Consider the following 24,833-nt stretch of genomic DNA (forward strand, 5'->3'; position numbering starts at 1 on the left):
GCGATTACAACGCGCTGCCGAAGGTGTTGCACTGCGCCGGGTCGCCGCTGTCGAAACCGCGTTTGAACCAGGTGTAGCGCTGTTTTGACGTTCCGTGGGTAAAGCTGTCCGGTACCACCCGCCCCTGGCTCTGCTGCTGCAGACGGTCGTCGCCGATGGCCTCGGCGGCGTTTAACGCCTCCTGCAGATCGCCGGTTTCCAGAATATCCTGCTGCTGCATATTATGCCCCCAGACGCCGGCGAAGCAGTCTGCCTGTAGCTCCATCTTAACCGACAGCCGGTTGGCTTCGGCCTCGGTGGCATGCTGCTGTTGCTGGCGAACCTTCGGCTCAATGCCCAGCAGTTTTTGTACGTGATGACCCACTTCATGGGCAATGACGTACCCCTGGGCAAAGTCGCCATCGGCGCCCAGTTTATTTTTCATTTCATCGTAGAATGACAGGTCGATATAGACCGTACTGTCGGCAGGACAGTAGAACGGCCCCATCACCGACTGGCCGGTACCGCAGCCGGTACGGGTCGCGCCGCGGTAGAGCACCAGCTTTGGCTGAGGGTACTGGCGGCCCATCTTTTCAAAAATCGGTCCCCAGGTATCTTCGGTGGTGGCCAGAATGACGGAAGTAAACTTCGCCGCTTCATCGTCTTTCGGACTGATGGAGCGCTGCGTGGAGGTCTGCTGCTGCGGCATCGGTTCGCCGGTCAACATGCCGGTCAAATCCACGCCGTAGTAGCCCGCCACCAGCACAATAATCAGCAGTACAATGCCGCCCTTCCCGCTCGGCAGACGGAAGCCGCCGCCCCCGCCGCCGCCAAACGGCGAGCCTGATTGTCCACGTCGATCTTCAACATTGTCGCTTTCGCGACGCCCTTGCCAGCGCATAAGCACCTCATTCCCTGTTATGTATCAATAGCAGAGATCGTAGGCGGTTCAGCGCAGGATTACCACAGGAAACAGCAAGAGACGCCAGAAGATGAGGCCATCTTCTGGCGGCGGGCGGGTTAGTCGAGCTTAACGCCCAGACGGTGAGCCACTTCTTCGTAGGCTTCGATCAGGCCGCCAAGGCTCTGGCGGAAGCGGTCTTTGTCCATTTTATCGAGGGTGTTTTTGTCCCACAGGCGGCTGCCGTCCGGCGAAAACTCATCGCCCAGGACCACTTCGCCTTTGAACAGACCAAACTCCAGCTTAAAGTCCACCAGAATCAGACCGGCGTCATCGAACAGCTTTTTCAGCACGTCGTTGGCTTTGTAGGTCAGCTCGCGCATCCGCGCCAGATTCTCTTTGCTCACCCAGCCGAAGGTTTCGCAATAGGAGTCGTTGACCATCGGATCGTGCATGGCATCGTTTTTCAGGAACAGATCGAACAGCGGCGGATTCAGCTCGATTCCTTCTTCAATGCCTAAACGTTTTACCAGCGAGCCTGCCGCACGGTTACGCACCACGCACTCCACCGGCACCATATCCAGTTTTTTTACCAGGCATTCGGTATCGGAGAGCAGCGCTTCCATCTGGGTAGGGATGCCCGCTTCTGCCAGTTTGCTCATAATGAAGTGGTTGAACTTGTTATTCACCATGCCTTTACGATCGAACTGCTCGATGCGCGCGCCATCACCTGCTGACGTATCGTTACGGAATTCCAGTACCAGCAGGTCCGGATTATCGGTGCTGTATACTGTCTTCGCCTTACCACGATACAACTCAGCTTGCTTTTTCATCTTTCACTACTCCAGTGATATTGAGCCTAAAAATACGTTTCCACCTATACACAAAATCATTCAAAGTGCATCGAGGCGGCAACTGAGCGAATCCCCAGGAGCTTACAAAAGTAAGTGACTGGGGTGAACGAAGGCGGCCAACAAAGAGGCAATTTGAAGGATGATGTGCATACGCACACGTTTGCGTCACTATATATTAAAAGGGCCGGATTGCTCCAGCCCTTTCGTTTACTTGTTAAATGCGGCCTGGAATACGGCTACCAGGGCGTCATTTTGCGACTGCGTCAGGGTGTGGCCTTTCGGGTCGATGAACTGCAGGCTACTGCGGTTATCGAGGTCGCCGACCTGAAGTTTGTAGTCACCGGAGGCCAGCTGCGGGTCGCGTGCGCCCAGCTCCTGCCAGCTGCTGTCAGACAGCGGCTTGTAGGTCAGCGCCATGCTGCCCTGAGAGCGCGTGCTGTCGGTCACTTTCATCCCCACTTTCTCGAGGGCGCCTGGCAGACGCTGCCACACCATGTTAAACGGCGCGCGAACAACGAGCATCGGCAGACCCGTATCGTCGGCAGCGCTCTGCACGTCGAAGGTGGCGCCCGCGCTGCGCTGGGCGGCGTTCTGGGCGCTGGTGGCGTTCATGTCCAAGCCTTCCGAAATGACGTTCAGCATGGCGGTGCTGTAGCGCTGCAGTGACGCCGGATCGGCAACCGGTTTACCCGCCTGCTCCAGATTCACCAGCTTGACCACCACCGCTTGCTGATAGCCCTGCGGTTTGACGGAGATTTGATAACGACCGCGATACTGCTGATCTTCATCAAGACGGTTCCACTCAACCCAGTCGGTGTTCAGCGTCTGGCTCGCATCATCGCGCTTGGCGATAACGTAGTTCTTCGACTGAAGAATGCTGGTAACCTGCGCCCACAGCGAACCGCTGCGGCCGTTCTCGACCATCAGCGTCGCGGTATCGCCGTTGAACTGGGTGCGGGCGCCGCTAACCAATGCCAGCGGCTGCGCCGGCGGGCGAATGTCCAGCGCCTTGCCGACCGCGCCGGTGCTGTTGGCCACCGGAATGTTGTAATCACCCACCTGAATCGGCAGGATCATCCCCGCCGGCGCGTGAAGTTCGCTCAACGGTGACGCCTGTAAATAGGCCTCATCACCGCTCACCTGACGCTTATAGCGCGAGTCGGAACTACAGGCCGCGAGGAGTAGAACCAGCGAAACACCCGCAACCTTCGCCAGGCGCGACTTCTGTACTGAGTAAGCCATCAAATCTCCCTAAACTTTACAGCAAACCGGCATGCTTCAGCGCGGCGGTAACGGCTTCACGACCCTGGTCGGTGATAGGCGTCATCGGCAAGCGCAGCGTATCGGTCGCCACAAGACCCAACGCCTTGCATCCCCATTTCACCGGGATAGGATTGGGTTCGACAAATAATTTTGTATGCAATGGCATCAGACGCTGGTTAATCGCCCGGGCTTCGGCAAATTGACCCGCCAGCGCCAGACGGCACATGTCGGCCATTTCGCGCGCCGCCACGTTGGCGGTGACGGAAATCACGCCCACGCCGCCGAGCTGCATGAAGTCCATACCGGTCGCATCGTCACCGCTCAGCAGAATAAAGTCGTCTGAAACCAGCTCTTTGATCTGGTGAACGCGACTTAAGTTCCCTGTAGCTTCCTTAATACCGACAATATTTTTAATTTCCGCCAGACGGCCAACGGTTTCCGGCAGCATATCGCAACCGGTACGGGACGGCACATTATACAGAATTTGCGGCAGGTCAGTATGTTCGGCGATAGCTTTAAAGTGCTGGAACAGGCCTTCCTGGGTAGGACGGTTATAATAAGGAGTGACCGTCAGGCAGCCGACAACGCCGCTGTCGTTAAAACGCTTGGTCAGGCTAATCGCCTCTGCGGTTGCATTGGCTCCCGTTCCAGCGATCACCGGGATACGCCCGTCAGCCAGTTCCAGCGTCATCATCACCACGTCGCCGTGCTCTTCATGGCTCAGCGTTGCGGATTCACCGGTAGTCCCTACCGAAACGATCGCCGAGGTTCCGTTGGCGACATGGTAATCAATCAGTTTTTTCAGGCTTGTCCGGCAGACATTACCGTTTTCATCCATCGGCGTGACAAGCGCTACAATACTTCCCGTGAACATGGGCCATCCTCAGAGCAGAAGTGCGACAAGATTCTCAATGTTACGTTTGGAGCTGCAATAAAAGCAAGAGACCCGACGCCATCAGGGATGTTGTATGGCGGTTTTTTTTATGCTTTCCTAATGTTACCTCACCTTTTTAAAGGAAGAACAGGTTTGACAGCCTCATTACAACACTATCTGGTTATTACCGCCCTGGGGGCTGACCGTCCCGGCATCGTGAATACGATCACTCGCCACGTCAGCAGCTGCGGTTGTAATATCGAAGACAGCCGGCTGGCCATGCTCGGTGATGAGTTTACGTTTATCATGCTGCTTTCCGGGTCGTGGAATGCGATTAACCTGATCGAATCAACCCTGCCGCTGAAAGGCGCGGAGCTGGAGCTGTTGATCGTGATGAAACGCACCACCGCGCGCCCCCCGCAGGCCATGCCAAACACCGTCTGGGTCCAGGTTGAGGTGCCGGACTCACCGCATATCATCGAGCGCTTCACTGCCCTGTGCGATACATGGAATATGAATATCGCGGAACTGGTGTCCCGCACGCAGCCGGGAGACGGTGATTCCGCGCAGCTTTTTATTCAGATAACTGCCCACAGTCCTGCGACGCAAAATGCAGCAAATATCGAACAAGCGTTCAAAGCCCTATGTACAGAACTCAACGCACAAGGCAGTATTAACATCGTTAATTATTCACAGCATGATGAACAGGATGGAGTTTAACCCATGACCCCACTGAAAGCCGGTGATCTTGCACCGAAATTTAGCTTACCGGACCAGGACGGCGAGGAAGTAAATTTAACCGACTTCCAGGGACAGCGTGTCCTGGTTTATTTTTACCCGAAGGCCATGACCCCGGGCTGCACCGTCCAGGCGTGCGGCTTGCGCGACAACATGGACGACCTGAAGAAAGCCGGTGTGGAAGTGCTGGGCATCAGCACCGATAAACCGGAAAAGCTCTCCCGCTTCGCCGAAAAAGAGCTGCTGAACTTTACGCTGCTGTCTGATGAAAACCATCAGGTTTGCGAGCAGTTTGGCGTCTGGGGCGAAAAATCCTTTATGGGGAAAACCTACGACGGGATCCACCGTATCAGCTTCCTCGTCGATGCCGATGGCAAAATCGAACACGTCTTTGATGACTTCAAAACCAGCAATCACCACGACGTGGTGCTGAACTGGCTGAAAGAAAACGCCTGATGCAAAGCAAGACGCCGGGTGAGAGAACCTCGCCCGGCGTCTTTTTTTATCCTCAATGCCTTAGTCGTCGTCGACCACCAGGCCATCCGGCCAGGCATGCACCACCGCTTTAATCAACGTGGCCAGCGGAATGGCGAAGAAGACGCCCCAGAACCCCCACAAACCGCCAAAGATCACCACCGACAGGATAATCACCAGCGGGTGCAGATTCACCGCTTCCGAGAACAGCACCGGGACCAGCAGATTGCCGTCAAGCCCCTGAATAATCAGATAGACCGCGAACAGACTCCAGAACTCGGTGCCCGCGCCAAACTGAAACAGCGCCACCCCCACCACCGGAATGGTCACCACAAATGCGCCGATATAGGGGATCAGCACCGAGAAGCCCACCAGCACCGCCAACAGCAGCGAGTAGTTAAGGCCGAAAAGGATGAAGCCTATCCAGGTGGCGACGCTGACGACAATCATCTCCAGCACCTTACCGCGAATGTAGTTGGTGATTTGCTGGTTCATCTCCTTCCATACCTGCCCGGCCAGGCCGCGGTTGCGCGGCAGCACGCGGCGTACCGCGTTGAGCATCTGCTCTTTATCCTTCAGCAGGAAGAAGACCATCAGCGGCACCAGCACCAGATACACCGCCAGCGTAAGCAGCCCCACCAGCGAGGCGAGAGAATACTTGACCACTGAGTCGCCCACCGTCAGCATCCGGGTGCGCATATTTTCCGCCATCGCATCGATGATGCCGGCATCCATTAACGCCGGATAGCGCCGCGGCAGCGTGGCGGCAAAATCAGAGAGCTTGTTGAGCATGCCCGGCATATCGCGGATAAGGTAGATCCCCTGCTGCCAGGCCACCGGCAGCACCACGAAAGCCAGCAACAGCAGGATGCCCACGAAGAGGATCAGCACCAGCGAGGTCGCCCAGGTGCGCGACAGACCGATGCGCTCCAGGCGCACGGTCGGCCACTCCAGCAAATAGGCCAGCACGATAGCCACCAGTAACGGGGCCAGCAGGCCGCTGAAAAAGAACATGATGCCGAAACCGGCAAGCAAAATAACCAGCAGCGCTATCGCCTCAGGGTCGCTGAATCGACGGCGGTACCACTGCATTAACATCTCGAGCATAAAACCTTCCCTGAAGCGCAAAGCGGCGACAAACGGAGGAATTGTATCGAAATGTCACAAAAAAGACTTCGCTTTTTGATGCGCAGCAGACAAACCCGTCTCCGCCGTGAAGAACCTATTTTCAATGTGTCTAACGCCAGCTAAACTCGCTGGGATGCGGCCAGGGAACATTGCGTCGCACAATCGGTCAAACTGGCACACCCACATTACAGGACAGAGGTTATGTTCAGGCAGTTGAAGAAAACGCTGGTGGCGACCGTGATCGCGTCGCTGACGCTGGGTTCGTTAGGCCCTGCTTTTGCTGACTCCGCAGATACCCTGCCGGACATGGGGACCTCCGCAGGAAGCACGCTGTCGATTGGTCAGGAAATGCAGATGGGGGATTACTACGTCCGCCAGCTGCGCGGCAGCGCGCCGCTGATCAACGACCCTCTGCTGGTGCAATACATCAACGGGCTGGGCATGCGTCTGGTCTCGCATGCGAATTCGGTGCGCACCCCGTTCCACTTCTATTTGATTAATAACGACCAAATCAACGCCTTCGCCTTCTTCGGCGGCAATGTGGTCCTCCACTCGGCCCTGTTCCGCTATTCCGATAATGAGAGCGAACTGGCCTCTGTCATGGCGCACGAAATTTCCCACGTTACGCAGCGGCATCTTGCCCGCGCAATGGAAGATCAGAAGCGCAATGCGCCGCTGACCTGGGTCGGCGCGCTGGGTTCAATTCTGCTGGCGATGGCCAGCCCGCAGGCCGGGATGGCGGCGCTGACCGGGACGCTGGCCGGCACCCAACAGGGCATGATCAGCTTCACCCGTCAGAACGAAGAAGAGGCCGACCGGATCGGTATTCAGGTTCTGCAACGCTCAGGATTCGACCCGCAGGCCATGCCGATGTTTATGGGTAAACTGCTTGATGAGTCGCGTTACTCAACGCGGCCGCCGGAAATGCTGCTCACCCACCCCCTGCCGGAAAGCCGGCTTGCCGATGCCCGTAACCGCGCCAACCAGATGCGCCCGGTTGTCGTACAGTCCTCAGCGGACTTCTATCTGGCGAAGGCGCGTACCCTCGGAATGTACACCAACGGCGACAATAAGCTGGGCACCGATCTGCTCAACGCCTGGGATAAAGGCAATATCCGCCAGCAGCATGCCGCGCAGTATGGCCGCGCCCTGCTGGCGATGGAAAGCAACAACTTTGACCAGGCGCGCAAAACGCTGCAGCCGCTGCTCAGCGCCGATCCGCAAAATCCCTGGTATCTCGATCTGGCTACCGATATCGACCTCGGGCAGAAGAAAACCGGCGACGCCATCAACCGCCTTAAAAACGCCCGCGAGCTGCGCACCAATCCGGTGCTGCAGTTGAACCTGGCCAACGCCCTGCTGCAGGGTGGCCAGCCCGGGGAAGCGGCGACCATCCTGAATCGTTATACCTTTACCTATAAAGAGGATGGCAACGGCTGGGACCTGCTGGCTCAGGCGGAAGGCGCCCTGGGCAATCGCGACCAGGAGCTGGCGGCGCGGGCAGAAAGCATGGCGCTGGTCGGCCAGCTGGAACAGGCGATTTCCCTGCTCAGCAGCGCCAGCTCGCAAGTGAAACTCGGTAGTCTGCAGCAGGCCCGCTACGATGCCCGCATCGACCAGCTACGTGAGCTACAGGCCCGCTTCCGCCCCTACCAAAAAATGTAAGGAGACCCCATGACCGACGCGGTAAAAATTTACCATAACCCACGCTGCTCGAAGAGCCGCGAAACGCTGAGCCTGTTGAAGAGCCACGGCATCGATCCTGAGGTGGTGCTTTATCTTGAGACGCCACCGGATGCCGGGACGCTGCGTCAACTGCTGCAGCTGCTGGGTATGGAGAGCCCCCGCGAGCTCATGCGCCAGAAAGAGGATCTGTATAAATCGCTTAATCTTGCCGACCCGGCGCTCAGCGACGCGGCGTTGATACAGGCGATGGTCGACAATCCTAAGCTTATCGAACGCCCCATTGTCGTTAGCCGCGGCCAGGCGCGTATTGGCCGACCGCCGGAGCAGGTCCTCGAGATCGTAAGCTAACCCGCCCGCGCCGCGCTATCGCGGCGCTTTTTTTACGTAGCCGATTCCAGATCTTCCACGCCAATCCCTCCCGCCCGCCTTGCAGTGCTACTGTTCATCTATCGCTCAATCCACTGGACGGATGAACATGAAAAAACCAACCTCAACGCCTCATGATGCTGTATTTAAGAGCTATCTCTCCCATCCTGATACCGCCCGCGATTTTCTGCGGCTGTACCTGCCCGAGACGCTGCTTAAGGTGTGCGATCTGCATACGCTGCATCTCGAGTCCGGGCATTTTGTCGAAGACGATCTGCGTCCCTTTTACGCCGACATTCTGTATTCCCTGAAAACCACGGCGGGAGACGGCTATATTTATGCGCTTATCGAACACCAGAGCACGCCCGATCGGCATATGGCCTTTCGTCTGATGCGCTACGCCATCGCCGCCATGCAGCGCCACCTTGATGCCGGCCACGATCGGCTGCCGCTGGTGATCCCTGTTCTCTTCTACCACGGTCTGGTGAGCCCCTACCCGTTCTCGCTGCGCTGGCTCGATGAATTCGTCGCTCCGGAGCTGGCCGGCCACCTTTATCACGGGGCGTTTCCGCTGGCGGACATTACCGTCATTCCGGATGACGACATTGCCACCCATCAGCGCATGGCGACGTTGGAGTTACTGCAAAAACATATTCGACAACGCGATCTGGCGCAGCTCCTCGACAAGCTGAGCGAATTATTATTGACTGGTCTGGCGACGGAATCGCAGGTACAAGCCCTGATGCACTATCTGGTGCAGGCAGGCAACGCGCGAGAGCCGATCAAGTTCATTCGCGAGCTGGCGTTACGTACGCCGCAGCACAAGGAGACGTTGATGACAATTGCGGAATATCTGGAACAACAGGGCCTGGAGCGGGGCCTGGCGCAGGGCCTGGCGCAGGGCCGTCAGGAAGGCCGGAAGGAAGAGGCGCAGCGTATCGCCGCCGCTATGCTACACAGTGGCCTGGCGCGCGATCTGGTCGCCCGGTTGACCGGGCTGACGGAGGAGGAACTGACTCCGCAGGCGGACTAGAGTTTAAGGATCTCTTTCACGAAGGGGATCGTCAGCTTGCGCTGAGCGGTAATCGAGGCATGATCCAGCTGATCGAGGGTCATAAACAGCGAGCGCATTTCGCGATCCAGCCGCTTCAGCAGGAAGCGGCAAACGTCCTCCGGCATCTCGAAGCCGCGCAGTCTGGCGCGCAGCTGCAGGGCCTGCAGCTTGTCTTCATCCGACAGCGGCTGCAGCTTATAGATCTGCCCCCAGTCAAGCCGCGAGGCGAGATCCGGCAGACCAAGATTCAGTTGCCGCGGCGGCCGGTCCCCGGTGATCAGCAGACGGGTTTTACCTGATTCCAGGATCCGGTTGTAGAGATTAAAGATGGCCATTTCCCAGGGCTCATCCCCGGCGACGCACTCGATGTTATCGATGCAGACCAGCGCCAGCTGTTCCATCCCCTCCAGCACCTCCGGCACAAACCAGGTGCGTTTATCCAGCGGCACGTAGCCCACGGCATCCCCGCGCTGGGAAAGCTCGGCGCAGGCGGCATGTAACAGGTGGCTGCGACCCGCCCCTTCACGTGACCAGATATAAATATACCCGCTGTGTTCCTGGCGCAGTACGTTCTGGAGGGCAGCAAGTAGGGAAGGATTATCACCCGGCCAGAAACTCGCGAAGGTTTCGTCGTCAGGAAGATACAGTGGCAAAGAGAGCTGTGCCGGTGCGTTCAGATGGACCTCAACATAGGCTTACAGAAAAACGCGAAGAGTTTATCACAGATTTAGGTCAGGAGAGAACCGGGCGGGATCGCCGCCCGGCCAGACGATCGTTATTTAACCTCTTCGCTATCCGCGGCGTCGAGAACCACCTCTTCCGGACGCAGGACGCTGATAAGCTTGAAAATCAGGCTGAGCGCGATACCGACGATGGTGGCCAGCGCCATCCCTTTCAGCTCAGCGGCGCCGATGTGCACTTTGGCACCGCTGACGCCGATGATCAGGATCACGGAGGTGAGAATCAGATTCTGCGCCTTGCTGTAATCCACCTTCGATTCAATCAGTACGCGGATCCCTGAGGCGCCGATTACCCCGTACAGCAGCAGCGACACGCCGCCCATCACCGGCACCGGGATGATCTGGATCGCCGCCGCCAGTTTGCCGACGCAGGAGAGCAGAATCGCAATGATCGCCGCGCCGCCGATAACCCAGGTGCTGTAGACGCGGGTAATCGCCATCACGCCGATATTTTCCCCGTAGGTGGTGTTAGGCGTCGAGCCGAAGAAGCCGGAAACGATCGTCGACAGGCCATTGGCAAACATCGAACGATGCAGGCCCGGGTCGCGGATCAGATCGCGTTTGACGATATTAGCCGTCACCACCAGGTGACCGACGTGCTCGGCAATCACCACCAGCGCAGCGGGCAGAATGGTGAAGATGGCGAACCATTCAAAACGCGGCGTGTAGAAGGTTGGCAGCGCGAACCAGTGCGCTTCGGCGATCGGGGTGGTATCGACCACGCCCATCACAAACGACAGCGCATAGCCCACCAGAACGCCAATCAGGATCGGGATAATCGCCAGGAAGCCGCGGAACAGGACCGAACCAAACACCGTCACCGCCAGGGTCACCATCGAGATAATAATGGTTTTACTGTCCGGCGACTGGCCGTCGGCCGGCAGCAGCCCGGCCATGTTGGCCGCCACGCCCGCCAGCTCCAGACCGATAACCGCCACGATGGCCCCCATCGCCGCCGGGGGGAACATCACATCCAGCCAGCCGGTACCGGCTTTTTTGACAATAAAGGAGACGAGGCAGAACAGCACGCCGCACATAATGAAACCGCCCAGCGCCACTTCATAGCCCAGCGGCAGCAGGAGCAGCACTGGAGAGATAAAGGCGAAACTCGATCCCAGATACGCCGGGATTTTGCCTTTACAGATAAAGAGGTACAGCAGCGTACCAATGCCGTTGAACAGCAGCACGGTGGCCGGGTTGATGTGGAACAGGATTGGCACCAGCACCGTTGCGCCAAACATGGCAAACAGGTGCTGCAAACTAAGCGGGATAGTCTGTAAAAGCGGCGGTCTTTCACTCACCCCGATAGCACGGCGCGTCATAGTGTTTTCCTCTGAGATGGTTAGTTATGTGTGTTTTATTCAAAAAAAAGCCGACTCTCAAAGTCGGCTTATTTATCGTTATGCGATTATTTCGTACCAAAGATCTTGTCGCCGGCATCGCCGAGACCGGGAATGATGTACCCGTGCTCGTTCAGTCCCTTATCGACAGAGGCGGTGTACAGCTCAACGTCCGGGTGCGCTTTCTCCAGCGCGGCAATTCCTTCCGGCGCCGCCACTAGTACCAGCACCTTGATGCTGGTGCAGCCGGCGTTTTTCAGCAGATCGATAGTGGCGATCATCGACCCACCGGTGGCCAGCATCGGGTCAACCACCAGCGCCATACGCTCATCGATGTTGGACACCAGCTTCTGGAAGTAAGGTACCGGCTCGAGGGTCTCTTCATTGCGATAAATACCCACCACGCTGATACGCGCGCTCGGCACGTGCTCAAGTACCCCTTCCATCATGCCGAGGCCTGCGCGCAGGATTGGCACGACGGTAATTTTCTTGCCCTTGATCTGCTCAACTTCCACCGGGCCGTTCCAGCCTTCGATGGTCACTTTCTCGGTCGCCAGATCGGCGGTGGCTTCATAAGTCAGTAAGCTGCCCACTTCAGAGGCGAGTTCACGGAAGCGTTTGGTGCTGATGTCGTGCTCGCGCATCAGGCCCAGCTTGTGTTTGACGAGTGGGTGTTTGACTTCCACAATCTTCATTCTCTTTCTCCTCTGAGGGGCAGCCACAAAAAAAATCGCGGGATTATACCGCTTTTTTCGGATTAGGCCATACCCATCTTGCTTGACGTATATCAAGCAAAGTGATTTAGAGACAAAAAAACCGGAGGCGAGGCTCCGGTTTTAGCGCGGGGTTCTGCCGGGCGGCGCTAACGCTTACCCGGACCGCAAACCCCCCGGCCCGATAAGCGCAGCGCCACGGGGGAATTATAGCTGCTCCCCGTTGCTGGCAATCACCTTCTTATACCAGTCGAACGACTTCTTCTTACTGCGCTCCAGCGTGCCGTTGCCTTCATTATCTTTATCCACGTAGATAAAGCCGTAGCGTTTTTTCATCTCCCCCGTTCCGGCGGAAACCAGATCGATACAGCCCCACGGGGTATAACCCATCAGATCGACGCCATCCTCGACCACCGCCTTTTTCATCTCCGCGATATGGGCGGAGAGATAATCGATACGGTACTGGTCATCCACGCTGCCATCCGCTTCACGAACATCGATCGCGCCAAAACCGTTTTCGACAATAAACAGCGGTAGCTGATAGTGATCCCAGAACCAGTTCAGAGAATAGCGCAGGCCGACCGGGTCAATCTGCCAGCCCCAGTCCGACTTTTTCACGTACGGGTTGGAGACCAGGCTGGTGGTTTCATCATAATCGAGCAAGGGGTTGTCTTCGGTGGCTTTGGTGGCGAAGGACATATAGTAGCTGAAGCCGATGTAGTCGACACAGCCTTCGGTTAACGCCTGACGATCGGCTTCGGTGATGTCCAGGCTAAAGCCGCGGCGGGCAAAATAGTTGAGCAGATGCTGCGGATAGCGGCCGCGCACGTGGACATCGGTGAACCAGTACCGACGGTGCATGGCGTTCATCGCCATCATCATATCGTCCGGCGCGCAGGTCAGCGGATAGATAGGGCACATGGCGATCATGCAGCCTATCTGCAGAGCAGGGTTGATCTCGCGCGCCGCTTTCACCGCCAGGGCGCTGGCCACCAGCTCATAATGTGCGGCCTGGTACATTACCGGTTCCCGATCTTCACCCGGTAAATACTTCAGACCGGAGTTGGTGAAAGGGGCAAAGTCCTCATGGTAGTTAGCCTGGTTGTTGATCTCGTTGAAGGTCATCCAGTACTTCACTTTATGCTGATAGCGGGTGAAGACGACCCTGGCGAAGCGCACGAAAAAGTCGATCAGCTTGCGGTTACGCCAGCCGCCGTACTCGGTGACCAGGTGATAGGGCATTTCAAAATGCGACAGCGTAATGACCGGTTCAATACCGTGTTTCAGACATTCGTCGAACAGATCGTCATAAAACTGCAGGCCAGCCTCGTTCGGCTCCTGTTCATCGCCCTGCGGGAAAATACGCGTCCAGGCAATCGAGGTGCGGAAACATTTGAAGCCCATTTCGGCAAACAGCGCCAGGTCCTGCGGGTAGCGATGATAAAAATCGATCGCCTCATGGTTCGGGTAGTTTTTCCCCGCCACCACGCCGTCGGTGATTTCCCGCGGCACGCCGTGGGCGCCGGCGGTCATCACATCCGCCACGCTGACCCCCTTGCCCCCCTCCTGCCAGCCGCCCTCTAACTGATGCGCCGCCACCGCGCCGCCCCACAGAAAACCTTCTTTAAATCCGGACATAGTCTCTCCCTAAGGTCGATCGTCGCCAGGCGAACGATAGTGCTGATTGAAATGGTAAACCGCGCCAATCAGGCCGGCATCGTTGCCGTGACTGACGGTATCGAGATAGTCGGCAATGCCGAACCAGGCCAGATGCTGGCGCAGCAGCGTCAGAAATCCAGGACGTTCCACAACGCCGCCGCCGATAAAAATGGTCTGCGGATCGAAGATATTGACGAGGTTATAAAGGCCATGGCCCAGGCCATTGAAGAACTCGGCGACCAGACGCTGGCAAACCGGGTCGCCGGCGTCATAGCGGTTAAAAATCATTTCGCCAGTGACGCTATCCAGCGGCGCGCCAATATGTTCTGCATAGCGATGGCGCAGCACCCGCAGGGTGCAGTTTTCATTCATCGAGTAGCGACGGGGATCGCGTCCGCCGGGACGATCGGTAAGCATATAGCCGAACTCGCCGGCGCGAAAACGCGCCCCGTGGATCAGCTGATGTTGGCAAAAAATCGCTCCACCGATGCCAGTGCCGATAGTGAGCACCAGAAAATTGGCCATCTCCGCCGCTTTACCCTGCCAGCGCTCGGCCAGCAGCACGCAGTTGGCGTCGTTTTCCACCGAGACCGGCAGCCCGGTTCGCGTCTCGAGCCATGATTTCATGGCGAAGTTATCAAATCGACGGATAGCGCCGCCCATGGTGATAAATCCACTGTGCGGATCGACATAGCCCGGCGCGCTGATGGCAATGCCTTCGCATGACGGGTGGGCCGCCAGCCACGACAGCATGGTCTGTAAGATATGATCGCCATCGCTGTCATTGATTGACTGCTTCGCGGTTTCCAGCAGCCTGCCGTCGCGGGTCATGACGCCCATCTTTAACGCGGTGCCACCGATATCAAATGCCGCAATCTTCATTCATCCCTCCCCTGTCGAGCATAAATCACCGGTAATCCATACGGCGATCAATCACAGAAACCGGTTTCATTGATATGATGGGGATTACCTGACACTGAGGCAAGCACAAGGCTGTACCCGGTTTCATTTTCGTGAGCAGTATCAAATTTGACCATCCGCCAACGGTTTTACGCCGACTGTAAAGCAGGCTCGCAAACGTTTGCTTTCCCTGTTAGAATTGCGCCGATTTTTCTTGCTTACCGCAAACGCGTGGAGACTTCGCAGTGACCGACAAAACCTCTCTCAGCTATAAAGATGCCGGCGTGGATATTGATGCAGGCAACGCTCTCGTCGACCGTATTAAGGGCGTGGTGAAGAAAACCCGTCGCCCGGAAGTGATGGGTGGACTGGGCGGATTCGGCGCGCTGTGCGCACTGCCGCAGAAATACCGCGAGCCGGTACTGGTCTCCGGCACCGACGGCGTCGGTACCAAGCTGCGTCTGGCAATGGATCTGAAGCGTCACGACACCATCGGCATCGACCTGGTCGCCATGTGCGTGAACGACCTGGTGGTTCAGGGTGCTGAACCGCTGTTTTTCCTTGATTACTACGCCACCGGTAAACTGGACGTCGATACCGCAGCCAGCGTCATTAACGGCATCGCCGAAGGCTGCCTGCAGTCCGGTTGCGCGCTGGTGGGCGGTGAGACCGCAGAGATGCCGGGGATGTACCACGGCGAAGATTACGACGTGGCGGGTTTTTGCGTCGGGGTGGTGGAAAAATCAGAAATCATCGACGGCAGCAAAGTCGCTGACGGCGATGTGCTGGTGGCGCTGGCCTCCAGCGGCCCGCACTCTAACGGCTATTCGCTGGTGCGTAAGATTATTGAAGTTAGCGGCGTTGACCCACAGACCACCGACCTTGACGGCAAACCGCTGGCCGACCATCTGCTGGCGCCGACCCGCATCTATGTGAAATCGGTCCTCGACCTGATTGCCAGCGTTGACGTCCACGCCATCGCCCATCTGACCGGCGGCGGCTTCTGGGAAAACATCCCGCGCGTACTGCCGGACAACACCCAGGCGGTGATTGATGAGTCTTCCTGGCAGTGGCCGTCCGTCTTCAAATGGCTGCAAACCGCCGGTAACGTCAGCCAGCATGAGATGTACCGTACCTTTAACTGCGGCGTGGGGATGGTTATCGCCCTGCCGGCAGCAGAAGCAGACAAGGCCATTGCCCTGCTGAACGAGAAAGGTGAAAACGCGTGGAAAATCGGGTATATCAAAGCCTCCGATTCCGAACAGCGTGTGGTCATTGCATGAAAAACATTGTGGTGCTGATTTCCGGTAGCGGCAGTAATTTGCAGGCGATCATCGACGCCTGTGGCCGGAAACAGATAAACGGCACCCTGCGTGCGGTATTCAGTAACAAGGCCGATGCGTTCGGCCTTGAGCGCGCGCGCGCGGCCGGGATCCCGGCCCACGCGCTGGCGCAAAGTCAGTTTGCCGACCGGGAAGCGTTCGATCGTCAGCTGATGCATGAAATTGACGCCTATGCCCCGGATCTGGTGGTGCTGGCGGGCTATATGCGTATCCTTAGCCCGGCCTTTGTCAGCCACTATCAGGGACGACTGCTGAACATCCACCCTTCGTTACTGCCGAAGTATCCTGGCCTGCATACCCATCGCCAGGTGCTGGAAAACGGTGACGAGGAGCATGGGACCTCGGTGCACTTCGTCACCGATGAGCTGGATGGCGGTCCGGTTATCCTGCAGGCCAAAGTGCCGGTCTTTGCTGGCGACAGCGAGGAAGAGGTCACGGCGCGGGTACAGACCCAGGAACATGCCATTTATCCGCTGGTGATAAGCTGGTTCGTCGAGGGGCGTCTGCGCATGGTGGGCAACCACGCCTGGCTGGATGAACGACAGCTTCCCCCCCAGGGCTATGCCGCTGAAGAATAAGCACGTCTCGCCCCGGTCATTGCCGGGGCTACTTTCTCACTTCTCCCCGGTTATTTATCTGTGTTTTCCAGGCAAAGTGCGTTGTGGTTCCACCCCGCAGGCAATGGCGTCGGCCGCTGGTAATCAAACTCACGTAGCGTCAGGTCAGTCACGCCGTTGGCATACATCACCGGCAGCCCTCCCGGGTAAGGCTCAACCCCCCAGGCACGGCCGCTGTGCGGATTCAGACACCAGGCATTATCCATGCCCATGCCGGTTGGCGACTGCGGGTTACACGGCGGACGCACATCATAAAGCCCCTGCTCCGCCTGTGGATTAAGCTTCTGGTGGAGCTGGATGCCGTCAAAAAGAATGCGCTGGATCAGGCCCGCTGGTTCACTATGCAAATTAATCGCCCCTTCACACTCCCCGACCAGACCGCGAAACTGGATCCGAGTGATGGCGCCGGGGGCGATAGCCGGATCGCGATGGCGTGCGGAAAGAAAAACCGGATCCGCCTCCCCCCAATGACAGGCTGGCGCGCTCACGCAAGCAAACGCTATGTTGCTGAAGATCATCCGCCGCAGCTGGCCGCCGTCGCGGGATAGCAAGCCGATCCCGCGATTGGAATCAAAGATGGTGCAGTTGCTGACCAGCACATCTTCAATATCCTGCCAGGTTTCCGTACCGACTTTTAAGGCGCAGCTTTTCGACCGCAGCGTACAGTTCACGATCGTAACCTGACGCAGCGGACGCTGAATATGCGCAGGCTTGGCCGTGGTTTTCAGACAGATAGCGTCATCGGCGGCGCTGAAATAGCAGTTGGCGATATGCACCTGCTGGCAGCTGTCGATATCCAGCGCGTCGGTATTGGCCATCGTCAAATCGTTATCCACGGTAATCCCGTTAATCGTCACGCCGATACACGAGACCAGATGTATGGTCCACATCGGCGCATGGCGCACGGTAATATTTTCCAGTCGCACGCCGCGGCAGTTCTCCAGCAAAATGATGCGCGGCCGCCGCTCGACGGGCTGGCGGTACCCCATGGCATCGACATCCCGGGAAAACCAGCCGTCGGCGCTACCGTAGATTTCACCGCCGCCACAGATACTCACATTTTGCGCATCGAGAGCATAAAGAAAGGCCCGGTGGGAGCACTCTGCCTGGCTCAGCGCGACCGCTTGGGTAAAATCATCGCCGTTTTCGCTGACGATCAGCTTGGCGCCCGGCGACAGCCACAGGCAGGTATTTGACCCTATCCGCAAGCCGCCGAGCGCGTACCTGCCGTGATCGACCACCAGCGTACCTCCTCCGGCCTCCGCCAGCTCGTCCAGCGCCTGTTGAAAGAGAGCGGTATCGGGAGTGACGCCATCCGCGTGGGGATGGCGCTGAGAAAGATGAATATTCATAGCGTATCCTGAAAATCAAACAGGCAGCTATCACACCATCTCCTGCCCGACCAGCGTAGGGGAGAAACTGCCCGCGGGGCAATATCTGCGCAGCATTTCACATTCACCAGGTCCGTCCGGGATAAAATGTGATGGATAACGCAAATCCTGCGCGGCCAACCGCGAAAAGCGTACTCTCCGCACAGTTCCCGCCCGCGGCCATCGCGTCAGCCGTGAGCCATATCACGGGATTTATTTCATTTCATCGCCATTTGGCAGGCTGCTCGCAGAACGGCGCAAAATCCCCGTATCCGGCATTTTCGCCCCCGCCCCCCCTCTTTTACTGTGCAACCTCGCTTTCCTTACCAAAGAGATACGCTTATGACGAGGACAGTAACCCCAACGCGAGAAGTCAAAACCCGCAATATCCTCTGCTGGGGGATGGGTGATATTTTCGGTAGCGGCGCGATGACCATTACCGGCCTGTGGCTGCTCTACTTCTATATTGAGGTCGCCGGGCTCTCCCCCGCCGCCGCCGCCTCCATTTTCGCCATCGCCAAAATCTGGGATGGGATCACCGATCCGGTGATGGGCTACATCACTGACAACATCCGCACCCGCTGGGGACGCCGGCGGATTTTCTTTATTCTCGGCGCGCCGATGTCGCTCTGTTTCGCCCTGATGTGGGTGAGCGGTTTCGGTTACGCCTGGTACCTCGGCACTTATTTACTTTTCAGCACCGTGTTTACGCTACTGATGGTGCCTTACGATACACTGCCGGCAGAAATGACCTCGCGCTACGATCTGCGCTCTAAGATGTCGGGCGCGAGGATGCTGTTCGCGCAGGCGACGGCCTTTCTCGCCGCGCTGATCCCCGGGCAAATCATGGCTCACGTCGCCGACCAATCGCAGGCATTTCTCTATATCGGCATCGTCTTCGCCCTGCTCTTCGCCCTGCCGTGGATTTTTGTCTGGCGCGGCACCTGGGAGCGCGACGCTCTTCCGCCACCGCAGGCCCGCCAGGGGTTGCTTAAAACCCTGGGGTCGTTATACCGGGAGATGGCTTCAACGTTTCATCTGCGCACTTTCCGCATTCATATCATGATGTACGTCGGCGGCGCGGTGGCGTTGGATATTTTCGGCTCGCTGTTTATGCATTACATGACCTATGTATTGCGCGTCGGGACCCCCTGGCATCGCAGGCGATGAGCCTGATGACGCTGTTTCAGTTCTTCGCCATCCCGTTCTTCACCTGGCTGTGCATTCGCGTTGGCAACGGCAATGCCTATAAGCTGGCCATTGCGCTGATCCTCTGCGCTTTGCTGTGGTTCAGCCAGCTTAGCGCCGGCTTTAGCCATCTCTCCTGGCTGCTGCTCGGCGGTGCGGTGGTAATGGGCGTCGCCCGCGGGGGAACCTATCTCATTCCGTGGAACGTCTATAACTTTCTGCCGGATGTCGATGAGGCCTATACCGGCGTGCGCCGCGAGGGAATTTACGCCGGCGTGATGATGCTGACGCGCAAGTTCTCCCAGGCGCTGGCGCTGTTTATCGTCGGACTGGCGCTGGAGGCGTTTGGCTTCACCAAGGGCGCTGAAGCGCAGAACGCCGCCGCCCTTAACGGCATCTGGTGGGTTTTCCTGGTGGGCCCCGGCCTGCTGGCGATCCTGGCCATGTATGGCGCATTTCGTTTCCGCTTAAGCCAGCCGCGCCATCAAATTCTGATTAACGAGCTGGAGCGCCTGCGCGCTGGCGGCCATCCGCAGGATGCCAGCCCGCAGACGCGAGAAACTATTGAACTACTAACCGGTCATCCGCACCGCAATGCCCGCTGGCAACACGCCGTCTTACCGCAAGGGAGTGATTATGTCGCAGAAAAGCAACCGTCCTGAACTCCTTCAGCGTATTGAAGCGCTGATCGATAACCTAACCGCCATTAACGATAAGAGCGGCCAGTATCTGCAGCGGCTGGCCGATGGCCGGGTCATTGATACGAAAGGCTGGGAGGGCTGGGAATGGACGCACGGCATCGGTCTGTTTGGACTGTTTCGCTATCAGCAGTTGACCGGTTCCCCCCGCGCCAGTCAGCTGATTGACGACTGGTTCAGCGCCCGCTTCGCCGAGGGAACGCCGGAGAAAAACATCAATACGGCTTGTCCGTTCTTAACGCTGGCGCTGCGCTACCAGCAGGCGCCGCGCAGCGACTGGCGCGCCTACCTCGACTGCTGGGGCGAAGCCATCTATCGCCAGATGCCACGCACCGATGAAGGCTGTCTGCAGCATGTCACCTATGAGAGCGCGCATCAGCAACAAATCTGGGACGATACGCTGATGATGGCGGTATTGCCTCTGGCCATACTGGGCAAAATGTTTGATAAACCGCGCTGGGTGGAAGAGGCCATCTACCAGTTTTTACAGCATCTGCACTATCTCAGCGACCGCCAGAGCGGCCTGTGGTATCACGGCTGGCATTTCGCCGGCCGACACCACTTCGCCGGCGCTCTGTGGGCCCGAGGCAACAGCTGGATAACCCTGGCGATCCCGGAGCTGCTGGAGATGCTCGATCTCGACGAGCATGATGCTGTTTACCGGCAATTGCAAAATACCCTGCAGATACAGGTCGCCGCGCTTGCCCGCTGCCAGAGTGACAACGGTTTGTGGCCAACGCTGCTCAACGACCCCGACAGCTATCTGGAAGCCTCGGCGACCGCCGGGTTTGCCGCCGGCATCTTCAAAGCGATACGCCTCGGCTATCTGGAAGCGGATTATCTGCCGGTGGCCGAGCGCGCGTGCGAGGGAATTATCGACCATATTTCACCACAGGGTGAACTGTTGCAGGTGTCGTTCGGCACCGCGATGGGCCACGACCTTGATCACTATCGTCACATCCCGCTCACCGCCATGCCCTATGGCCAGGCGATGGCGATGCTGTGCCTGGTGGAAGCCCTGCATCGCACGCTGTAAAAGCGTTACCTGAGCGCCGTCAGTTCGGTGCTCAGGCTATCCGCCAGGCTACGCACCCGTCCGGGATCGAACATGACGTAGAACGCCGGCGAGGCGTCGCTCATCTGCTGGCAGAGCGTTTCCATCTCAGACGCGCAACGGTACAGCGCCTGCACATTGATATGGCAGATCTCCCGCATGCTCCAGCTGTTCTCCACCTCGCGGGCGAAATGCAGCGTAAAAAAGGCCTTTTGCGCATGGGTAAACAGCTGGCAATAGAGCGCCAGCCCCTGCCACTCTTCACGCCACTGCCGCTCCAGCGCGGCAGGAAACTCCGCCGTGTGGGCAAACGCCAACGCCTCTTCCCCCAGGCGCTGCGCGCCGCTGGCCACCTCATCCTTTTCCTGCGCGATTTGCGTCAGATTGCTCATCGACTTCTGCGGGTCGTCGCGGGTGAAATGAATATCCTGCGCCGACCCCGGCAGCCAGTGGCTACGCGCCAGCTGACCGTACAGGCTCCACACCGCCTGCCCGTAGCTTTCCGGCAGCTGGCTGTGGCGATGGAAGACGTGGTCGCGCACGTAGATCGCCTGGTAGAGCGTTTGCGCTCCCTGCTCGAGAAGCTGCCGGAACTGCTGCGCCACGTCGTCAGGCGGACACCAGCCGTAGCGCTGCGCCAGCCACTGGTCGAGCAACTGCTGCTGGTTTTTCGCCATCCCGTCCCCCAGCAGCTGGCTGCAGGCGAACAGGTTGCATTCGCTTAAGGTATCGGGGATCCAGTGGTTATCAATACTTTCCCAGCTGGCTTTACAGATAGCGCCGGTGATACGCGGATTCCGGCTTTGGCACCACAGCAGCCGCCCCTGCAGTTCATCGATACGCAGAAACGGCATAACTCCCCAACCAACTTCCTCCCCGGCCAGATCGATATCAACCCACACATCCCGCGTCTGCACCGCCAGCAGCGCCGGGTTATTGGGAAAGGCTGGCCAGAAGCGTTCCGGGGTCAGTTTAATCGATACCGATACCGTCGGCGGCAGCGGTTCAATAGCGTCCAGCACGGTACTGAGATCGTCGTTGCTTGCCGGGAAGACGCGTATTACCAGATGTTTGTTTTGCGCCGCGACGGCCTGGCTCAAGGCGCCAAAACAGCGGCGATACAGCACGAAGCTCTGCGCCGGCTGGCGCCCTTCCCCCGCCTCGCGACGCTGCCTATCCCACTGCGGGCGGGAGATCGGCAACAAGCCGTCAGTGCTGGAAAGGGCGATAATCAAGCCGCTGAGCGCCGGTACGCCCTCGCAGACGGCGCGGACTTTGTCGGTCAACCAACGGCTCCAGAAATCCACATCAAAACGCACACCGCCCGGGTTATCCAGCAGTTCCGGATGCGCTAACAACAGCTCCGTCGGGAAACTGAGCTCTTTCGCCTGCAGATAAAAGCGCAGCCCCAGTTCCCGACAGCGCAGCGCCAGGCGGTTGAGATAGATACAGCGCGCTCGCTGCTGGCTCGACAACCGGTCGTTATAGTCAAACGGCGTGTAGCCCTGCGGCGATACCAGCTTGCCGAACAGCTCCGCCTGGCCGATCACCACGGTATTAAAACCATGTTTTATGGCATATTCCATTAAGCGACAAGCTGACGGCCAGTGCCAGATATCCTGATTATTGAGCTCCAGCGCCCGCGTTTCCCACATCGTTTCGCCCCCCATTTACTCATGATTGAACATAACGTAAGCAAACAAACGCGTCCGCTTTTTCCCGACATCAGGTTGAAAGAAAACTGTCATATTGCTTTGACATAGTTGGACATTCAATGGCAATGCTCGCCATAATGAAACAAGCGACATCAATGATCCGGAGTGTGAGTTGTAATGGGCCAGGAAAAGCTATACATCGAAAAAGAACTCAGCTGGTTATCTTTTAACGAACGCGTGCTGCAGGAAGCGGCGGACAAAAGTAACCCGCTGATTGAGCGCATGCGCTTCTTAGGGATCTACTCCAACAACCTTGATGAGTTTTACAAAGTGCGCTTCGCTGAGCTTAAGCGCCGGATTATTATCAGTGAAGAACAAGGCAGTACCGCCCATTCTCGCCACCTGTTAGGCAAAATCCAGGCCCGCGTTCTGAAGGCCGATCAGGAATTCGATAGTCTGTATAACGAACTGCTGCTGGAGATGGCGCGCAACCAGATCTTCCTGATCAACGAGCGCCAGCTGTCCGTCAATCAGCAGGCCTGGCTGCGCAACTACTTTAAACAGTATTTGCGGCAGCATATCTCGCCGATCCTGATTAACCGCGAAACGGACCTCGTGCAGTTCCTGAAAGATGATTACACCTATCTGGCGGTGGAGATTATCCGCGGGGAAAACATCAACTATGCCCTGCTGGAAATTCCGTCGGATAAGGTCCCGCGCTTCGTAAACCTGCCGCCGGAAGCGCCTCGCCGCCGTAAGCCAATGATCCTGCTGGATAACATTCTGCGCTATTGCCTGGACGACATTTTTAAAGGCTTCTTTGATTACGATGCGCTGAACGCCTACTCGATGAAAATGACCCGTGACGCCGAGTACGATCTGGTGCATGAGATGGAGTCGAGCCTGATGGAGCTGATGTCCTCCAGCCTGAAACAGCGCCTGACCGCCGAGCCTGTTCGCTTCGTCTACCAGCGCGATATGCCGGACGCGATGGTCGAAATGCTGCGCGATAAGCTCTCCATCTCCAACTATGACTCAATGCTGCCGGGCGGCCGCTATCACAACTTCAAAGACTTTATCGGCTTCCCGAACGTGGGTAAGGCCAATCTGGTCAATAAACCTATGCCGCGCCTGCGTCATCTGTGGTTTGATAAATTCCGCAACGGCTTCGACGCCATTCGCGAACGCGATGTGCTGCTCTACTACCCCTATCATACTTTTGAGCATGTGCTGGAGCTGCTGCGTCAGGCCTCGTTCGACCCCAGCGTACTGGCGATCAAAATCAACATCTACCGCGTGGCCAAGGATTCGCGCATCATCGACGCGATGATCCACGCCGCCCACAACGGTAAAAAAGTCACCGTAGTGGTGGAGCTGCAGGCGCGTTTTGACGAAGAGGCCAACATTCACTGGGCGAAACGCCTGACGGAAGCGGGCGTCCACGTTATCTTCTCCGCGCCGGGCCTGAAAATCCACGCCAAGCTGTTCCTGATCTCGCGTAAAGAAGGCGATGAGGTCGTGCGCTACGCCCACATCGGCACCGGTAACTTCAACGAGAAGACCGCGCGGATCTATACCGACTATTCGCTGTTAACCGCCGATGCGCGCATTACCAATGAAGTTCGCCGGGTGTTTAACTTTATTGAAAACCCCTACCGCCCGGTCAGCTTCGATTACCTGCTGGTGTCGCCGCAGAACTCGCGTCGTCTGCTGTATGAGATGATCGACCGCGAGATCGCCAATGCGCAGAACGGGCAACCGTCCGGTATTACCCTGAAGCTGAACAACCTGGTGGATAAAGGACTGGTAGACAGACTGTATGCCGCCTCCAGCTCCGGCGTGCCGGTCAACCTGTTAATCCGCGGCATGTGCTCGCTGATCCCCGGTCTGGAAGGCATCAGCGAAAATATTCGCGTCATCAGCATTGTGGACCGCTTCCTCGAGCATGACCGGGTCTATTGTTTTGAAAACGGTGGCGATAAGCAGGTCTGGCTCTCCTCTGCCGACTGGATGACGCGTAATATCGATTATCGCATCGAAGTTGCCGCCCCGCTGCTCGACCCGCGCCTGAAACAGCGGGTGCTGGATATTTTTGATATCTTGTTCAACGATACGGTAAAAGCGCGCTATCTTGATAAAGAACTGAGTAATCGCTATGTGCCGCGCGGCAATCGCCGTAAAGTGCGCGCTCAGATGGCGATTTACGATTATCTCAAATCACTCGAACAACCCGACTAAC

Annotated in this window: 22 protein-coding genes and 1 pseudogene; 10 read left to right on the plus strand and 13 right to left on the minus strand. The window is 57.6% G+C overall.

The window, feature by feature from the left end:
- Positions 1–4: 4 nt before the first annotated feature.
- The 4 genes from MKS11_RS15105 to dapA all read right to left on the minus strand — a co-directional run bounded on the left by MKS11_RS15105 (position 5) and on the right by dapA (position 3,871).
- The gene (locus MKS11_RS15105; protein ID WP_004201945.1) at positions 5–880 is read right to left on the minus strand and encodes a neutral zinc metallopeptidase; all 876 of its coding nucleotides are present in this window, start codon (positions 878–880) and stop codon (positions 5–7) included.
- A gap of 119 nt (positions 881–999) precedes the next feature.
- Positions 1,000–1,713 carry a phosphoribosylaminoimidazolesuccinocarboxamide synthase gene (gene purC, locus MKS11_RS15110; protein ID WP_002913801.1) on the minus strand — a complete coding sequence of 238 codons (714 nt, stop codon included), beginning with the start codon at positions 1,711–1,713 and terminating at the stop codon, positions 1,000–1,002.
- Positions 1,714–1,941: 228 nt separating this feature from the next.
- A complete protein-coding gene (gene bamC / locus MKS11_RS15115) occupies positions 1,942–2,976 on the minus strand; it encodes an outer membrane protein assembly factor BamC (RefSeq protein WP_004201942.1) in 1,035 nt (344 codons plus the stop codon).
- A gap of 16 nt (positions 2,977–2,992) precedes the next feature.
- A complete protein-coding gene (dapA, locus tag MKS11_RS15120; RefSeq protein WP_017900447.1) occupies positions 2,993–3,871 on the minus strand; it encodes a 4-hydroxy-tetrahydrodipicolinate synthase in 879 nt (292 codons plus the stop codon).
- 153 nt (positions 3,872–4,024) lie between these two features.
- Between dapA and MKS11_RS15125 the strand changes: the two genes are divergently transcribed.
- The gene (locus MKS11_RS15125; RefSeq protein WP_002913804.1) at positions 4,025–4,591 is read left to right on the plus strand and encodes a glycine cleavage system transcriptional repressor; all 567 of its coding nucleotides are present in this window, start codon (positions 4,025–4,027) and stop codon (positions 4,589–4,591) included.
- Between the two features lie 3 nt (positions 4,592–4,594).
- Positions 4,595–5,065 (plus strand): thioredoxin-dependent thiol peroxidase, encoded by a 471-nt coding sequence (gene bcp / locus MKS11_RS15130; RefSeq protein ID WP_004201935.1) that lies wholly within the window; start codon positions 4,595–4,597, stop codon positions 5,063–5,065.
- A gap of 60 nt (positions 5,066–5,125) precedes the next feature.
- Here bcp and MKS11_RS15135 read toward each other — a convergent pair whose 3' ends face one another.
- Both MKS11_RS15135 and MKS11_RS15140 read right to left on the minus strand, forming a co-directional pair.
- Complete coding sequence (locus MKS11_RS15135) at positions 5,126–6,190, minus strand: AI-2E family transporter (protein ID WP_004201933.1); 1,065 nt, start codon at positions 6,188–6,190, stop codon at positions 5,126–5,128.
- A gap of 54 nt (positions 6,191–6,244) precedes the next feature.
- Positions 6,245–6,361, minus strand: a complete 117-nt coding sequence (locus MKS11_RS15140; protein ID WP_032425793.1) for a hypothetical protein — start codon at positions 6,359–6,361, stop codon at positions 6,245–6,247.
- Between the two features lie 51 nt (positions 6,362–6,412).
- Here MKS11_RS15140 and bepA point away from each other — a divergent pair, with 51 nt between their 5' ends.
- The 3 genes from bepA to MKS11_RS15155 all read left to right on the plus strand — a co-directional run bounded on the left by bepA (position 6,413) and on the right by MKS11_RS15155 (position 9,296).
- Positions 6,413–7,876: a beta-barrel assembly-enhancing protease gene (bepA, locus tag MKS11_RS15145; protein ID WP_004201932.1), complete on the plus strand. Its 1,464-nt coding sequence runs from the start codon at positions 6,413–6,415 to the stop codon at positions 7,874–7,876.
- A gap of 9 nt (positions 7,877–7,885) precedes the next feature.
- A complete protein-coding gene (gene arsC, locus MKS11_RS15150) occupies positions 7,886–8,245 on the plus strand; it encodes an arsenate reductase (glutaredoxin) (protein WP_048297992.1) in 360 nt (119 codons plus the stop codon).
- A 127-nt stretch (positions 8,246–8,372) separates the two neighbouring features.
- The gene (locus tag MKS11_RS15155) at positions 8,373–9,296 is read left to right on the plus strand and encodes an Rpn family recombination-promoting nuclease/putative transposase (RefSeq protein ID WP_087771348.1); all 924 of its coding nucleotides are present in this window, start codon (positions 8,373–8,375) and stop codon (positions 9,294–9,296) included.
- On the opposite strand, the gene MKS11_RS15160 is transcribed toward MKS11_RS15155, so the two are convergent.
- The 5 genes from MKS11_RS15160 to bglK all read right to left on the minus strand — a co-directional run bounded on the left by MKS11_RS15160 (position 9,293) and on the right by bglK (position 14,651).
- Positions 9,293–9,994, minus strand: a complete 702-nt coding sequence (locus tag MKS11_RS15160) for a DnaA inactivator Hda (RefSeq protein ID WP_020947395.1) — start codon at positions 9,992–9,994, stop codon at positions 9,293–9,295. The two genes, MKS11_RS15155 and MKS11_RS15160, sit on opposite strands and share 4 nt — an antisense overlap.
- A gap of 98 nt (positions 9,995–10,092) precedes the next feature.
- On the minus strand, positions 10,093–11,379 hold the full coding sequence (uraA, locus tag MKS11_RS15165; protein ID WP_017900445.1) for a uracil permease: 1,287 nt from the start codon (positions 11,377–11,379) through the stop codon (positions 10,093–10,095).
- Positions 11,380–11,465: 86 nt separating this feature from the next.
- Positions 11,466–12,092: a uracil phosphoribosyltransferase gene (gene upp, locus MKS11_RS15170; protein WP_004201927.1), complete on the minus strand. Its 627-nt coding sequence runs from the start codon at positions 12,090–12,092 to the stop codon at positions 11,466–11,468.
- A gap of 225 nt (positions 12,093–12,317) precedes the next feature.
- A complete protein-coding gene (locus MKS11_RS15175; protein ID WP_017900444.1) occupies positions 12,318–13,748 on the minus strand; it encodes a 6-phospho-beta-glucosidase in 1,431 nt (476 codons plus the stop codon).
- 9 nt (positions 13,749–13,757) lie between these two features.
- Positions 13,758–14,651 (minus strand): beta-glucoside kinase BglK, encoded by an 894-nt coding sequence (gene bglK / locus MKS11_RS15180; protein WP_087771347.1) that lies wholly within the window; start codon positions 14,649–14,651, stop codon positions 13,758–13,760.
- 263 nt (positions 14,652–14,914) lie between these two features.
- Here bglK and purM point away from each other — a divergent pair, with 263 nt between their 5' ends.
- Both purM and purN read left to right on the plus strand, forming a co-directional pair.
- On the plus strand, positions 14,915–15,952 hold the full coding sequence (gene purM, locus MKS11_RS15185; protein WP_023318861.1) for a phosphoribosylformylglycinamidine cyclo-ligase: 1,038 nt from the start codon (positions 14,915–14,917) through the stop codon (positions 15,950–15,952).
- Entirely contained in the window at positions 15,949–16,590 is a 642-nt protein-coding gene (gene purN, locus MKS11_RS15190; protein ID WP_004201920.1) for a phosphoribosylglycinamide formyltransferase, read from the plus strand. Before purM ends, purN begins: the two co-directional genes overlap by 4 nt.
- Positions 16,591–16,640: 50 nt before the next feature.
- On the opposite strand, the gene MKS11_RS15195 is transcribed toward purN, so the two are convergent.
- A complete protein-coding gene (locus tag MKS11_RS15195) occupies positions 16,641–17,981 on the minus strand; it encodes a glycoside hydrolase family 28 protein (protein WP_004201919.1) in 1,341 nt (446 codons plus the stop codon).
- Positions 17,982–18,401: 420 nt separating this feature from the next.
- Between MKS11_RS15195 and MKS11_RS27605 the strand changes: the two are divergent.
- Positions 18,402–19,849 (plus strand): annotated as a pseudogene (locus MKS11_RS27605) (MFS transporter).
- The gene (locus MKS11_RS15210) at positions 19,824–20,921 is read left to right on the plus strand and encodes a glycoside hydrolase family 105 protein (protein ID WP_064794938.1); all 1,098 of its coding nucleotides are present in this window, start codon (positions 19,824–19,826) and stop codon (positions 20,919–20,921) included. The pseudogene MKS11_RS27605 and the gene MKS11_RS15210 overlap by 26 nt, the downstream one beginning before the upstream one ends.
- A 5-nt stretch (positions 20,922–20,926) precedes the next feature.
- On the opposite strand, the gene MKS11_RS15215 is transcribed toward MKS11_RS15210, so the two are convergent.
- Positions 20,927–22,594, minus strand: coding sequence for a hypothetical protein (locus MKS11_RS15215; RefSeq protein WP_087771356.1), 1,668 nt, complete (start codon positions 22,592–22,594; stop codon positions 20,927–20,929).
- A 177-nt stretch (positions 22,595–22,771) separates the two neighbouring features.
- Here MKS11_RS15215 and ppk1 point away from each other — a divergent pair, with 177 nt between their 5' ends.
- Positions 22,772–24,832 carry a polyphosphate kinase 1 gene (ppk1, locus tag MKS11_RS15220; RefSeq protein WP_002913838.1) on the plus strand — a complete coding sequence of 687 codons (2,061 nt, stop codon included), beginning with the start codon at positions 22,772–22,774 and terminating at the stop codon, positions 24,830–24,832.
- Position 24,833 lies beyond the last annotated feature (1 nt).

The sequence above is a fragment of the Klebsiella sp. K5-45 genome, from assembly GCF_030128605.1.
GTDB classification, from domain to species: domain Bacteria; phylum Pseudomonadota; class Gammaproteobacteria; order Enterobacterales; family Enterobacteriaceae; genus Klebsiella; species Klebsiella quasipneumoniae.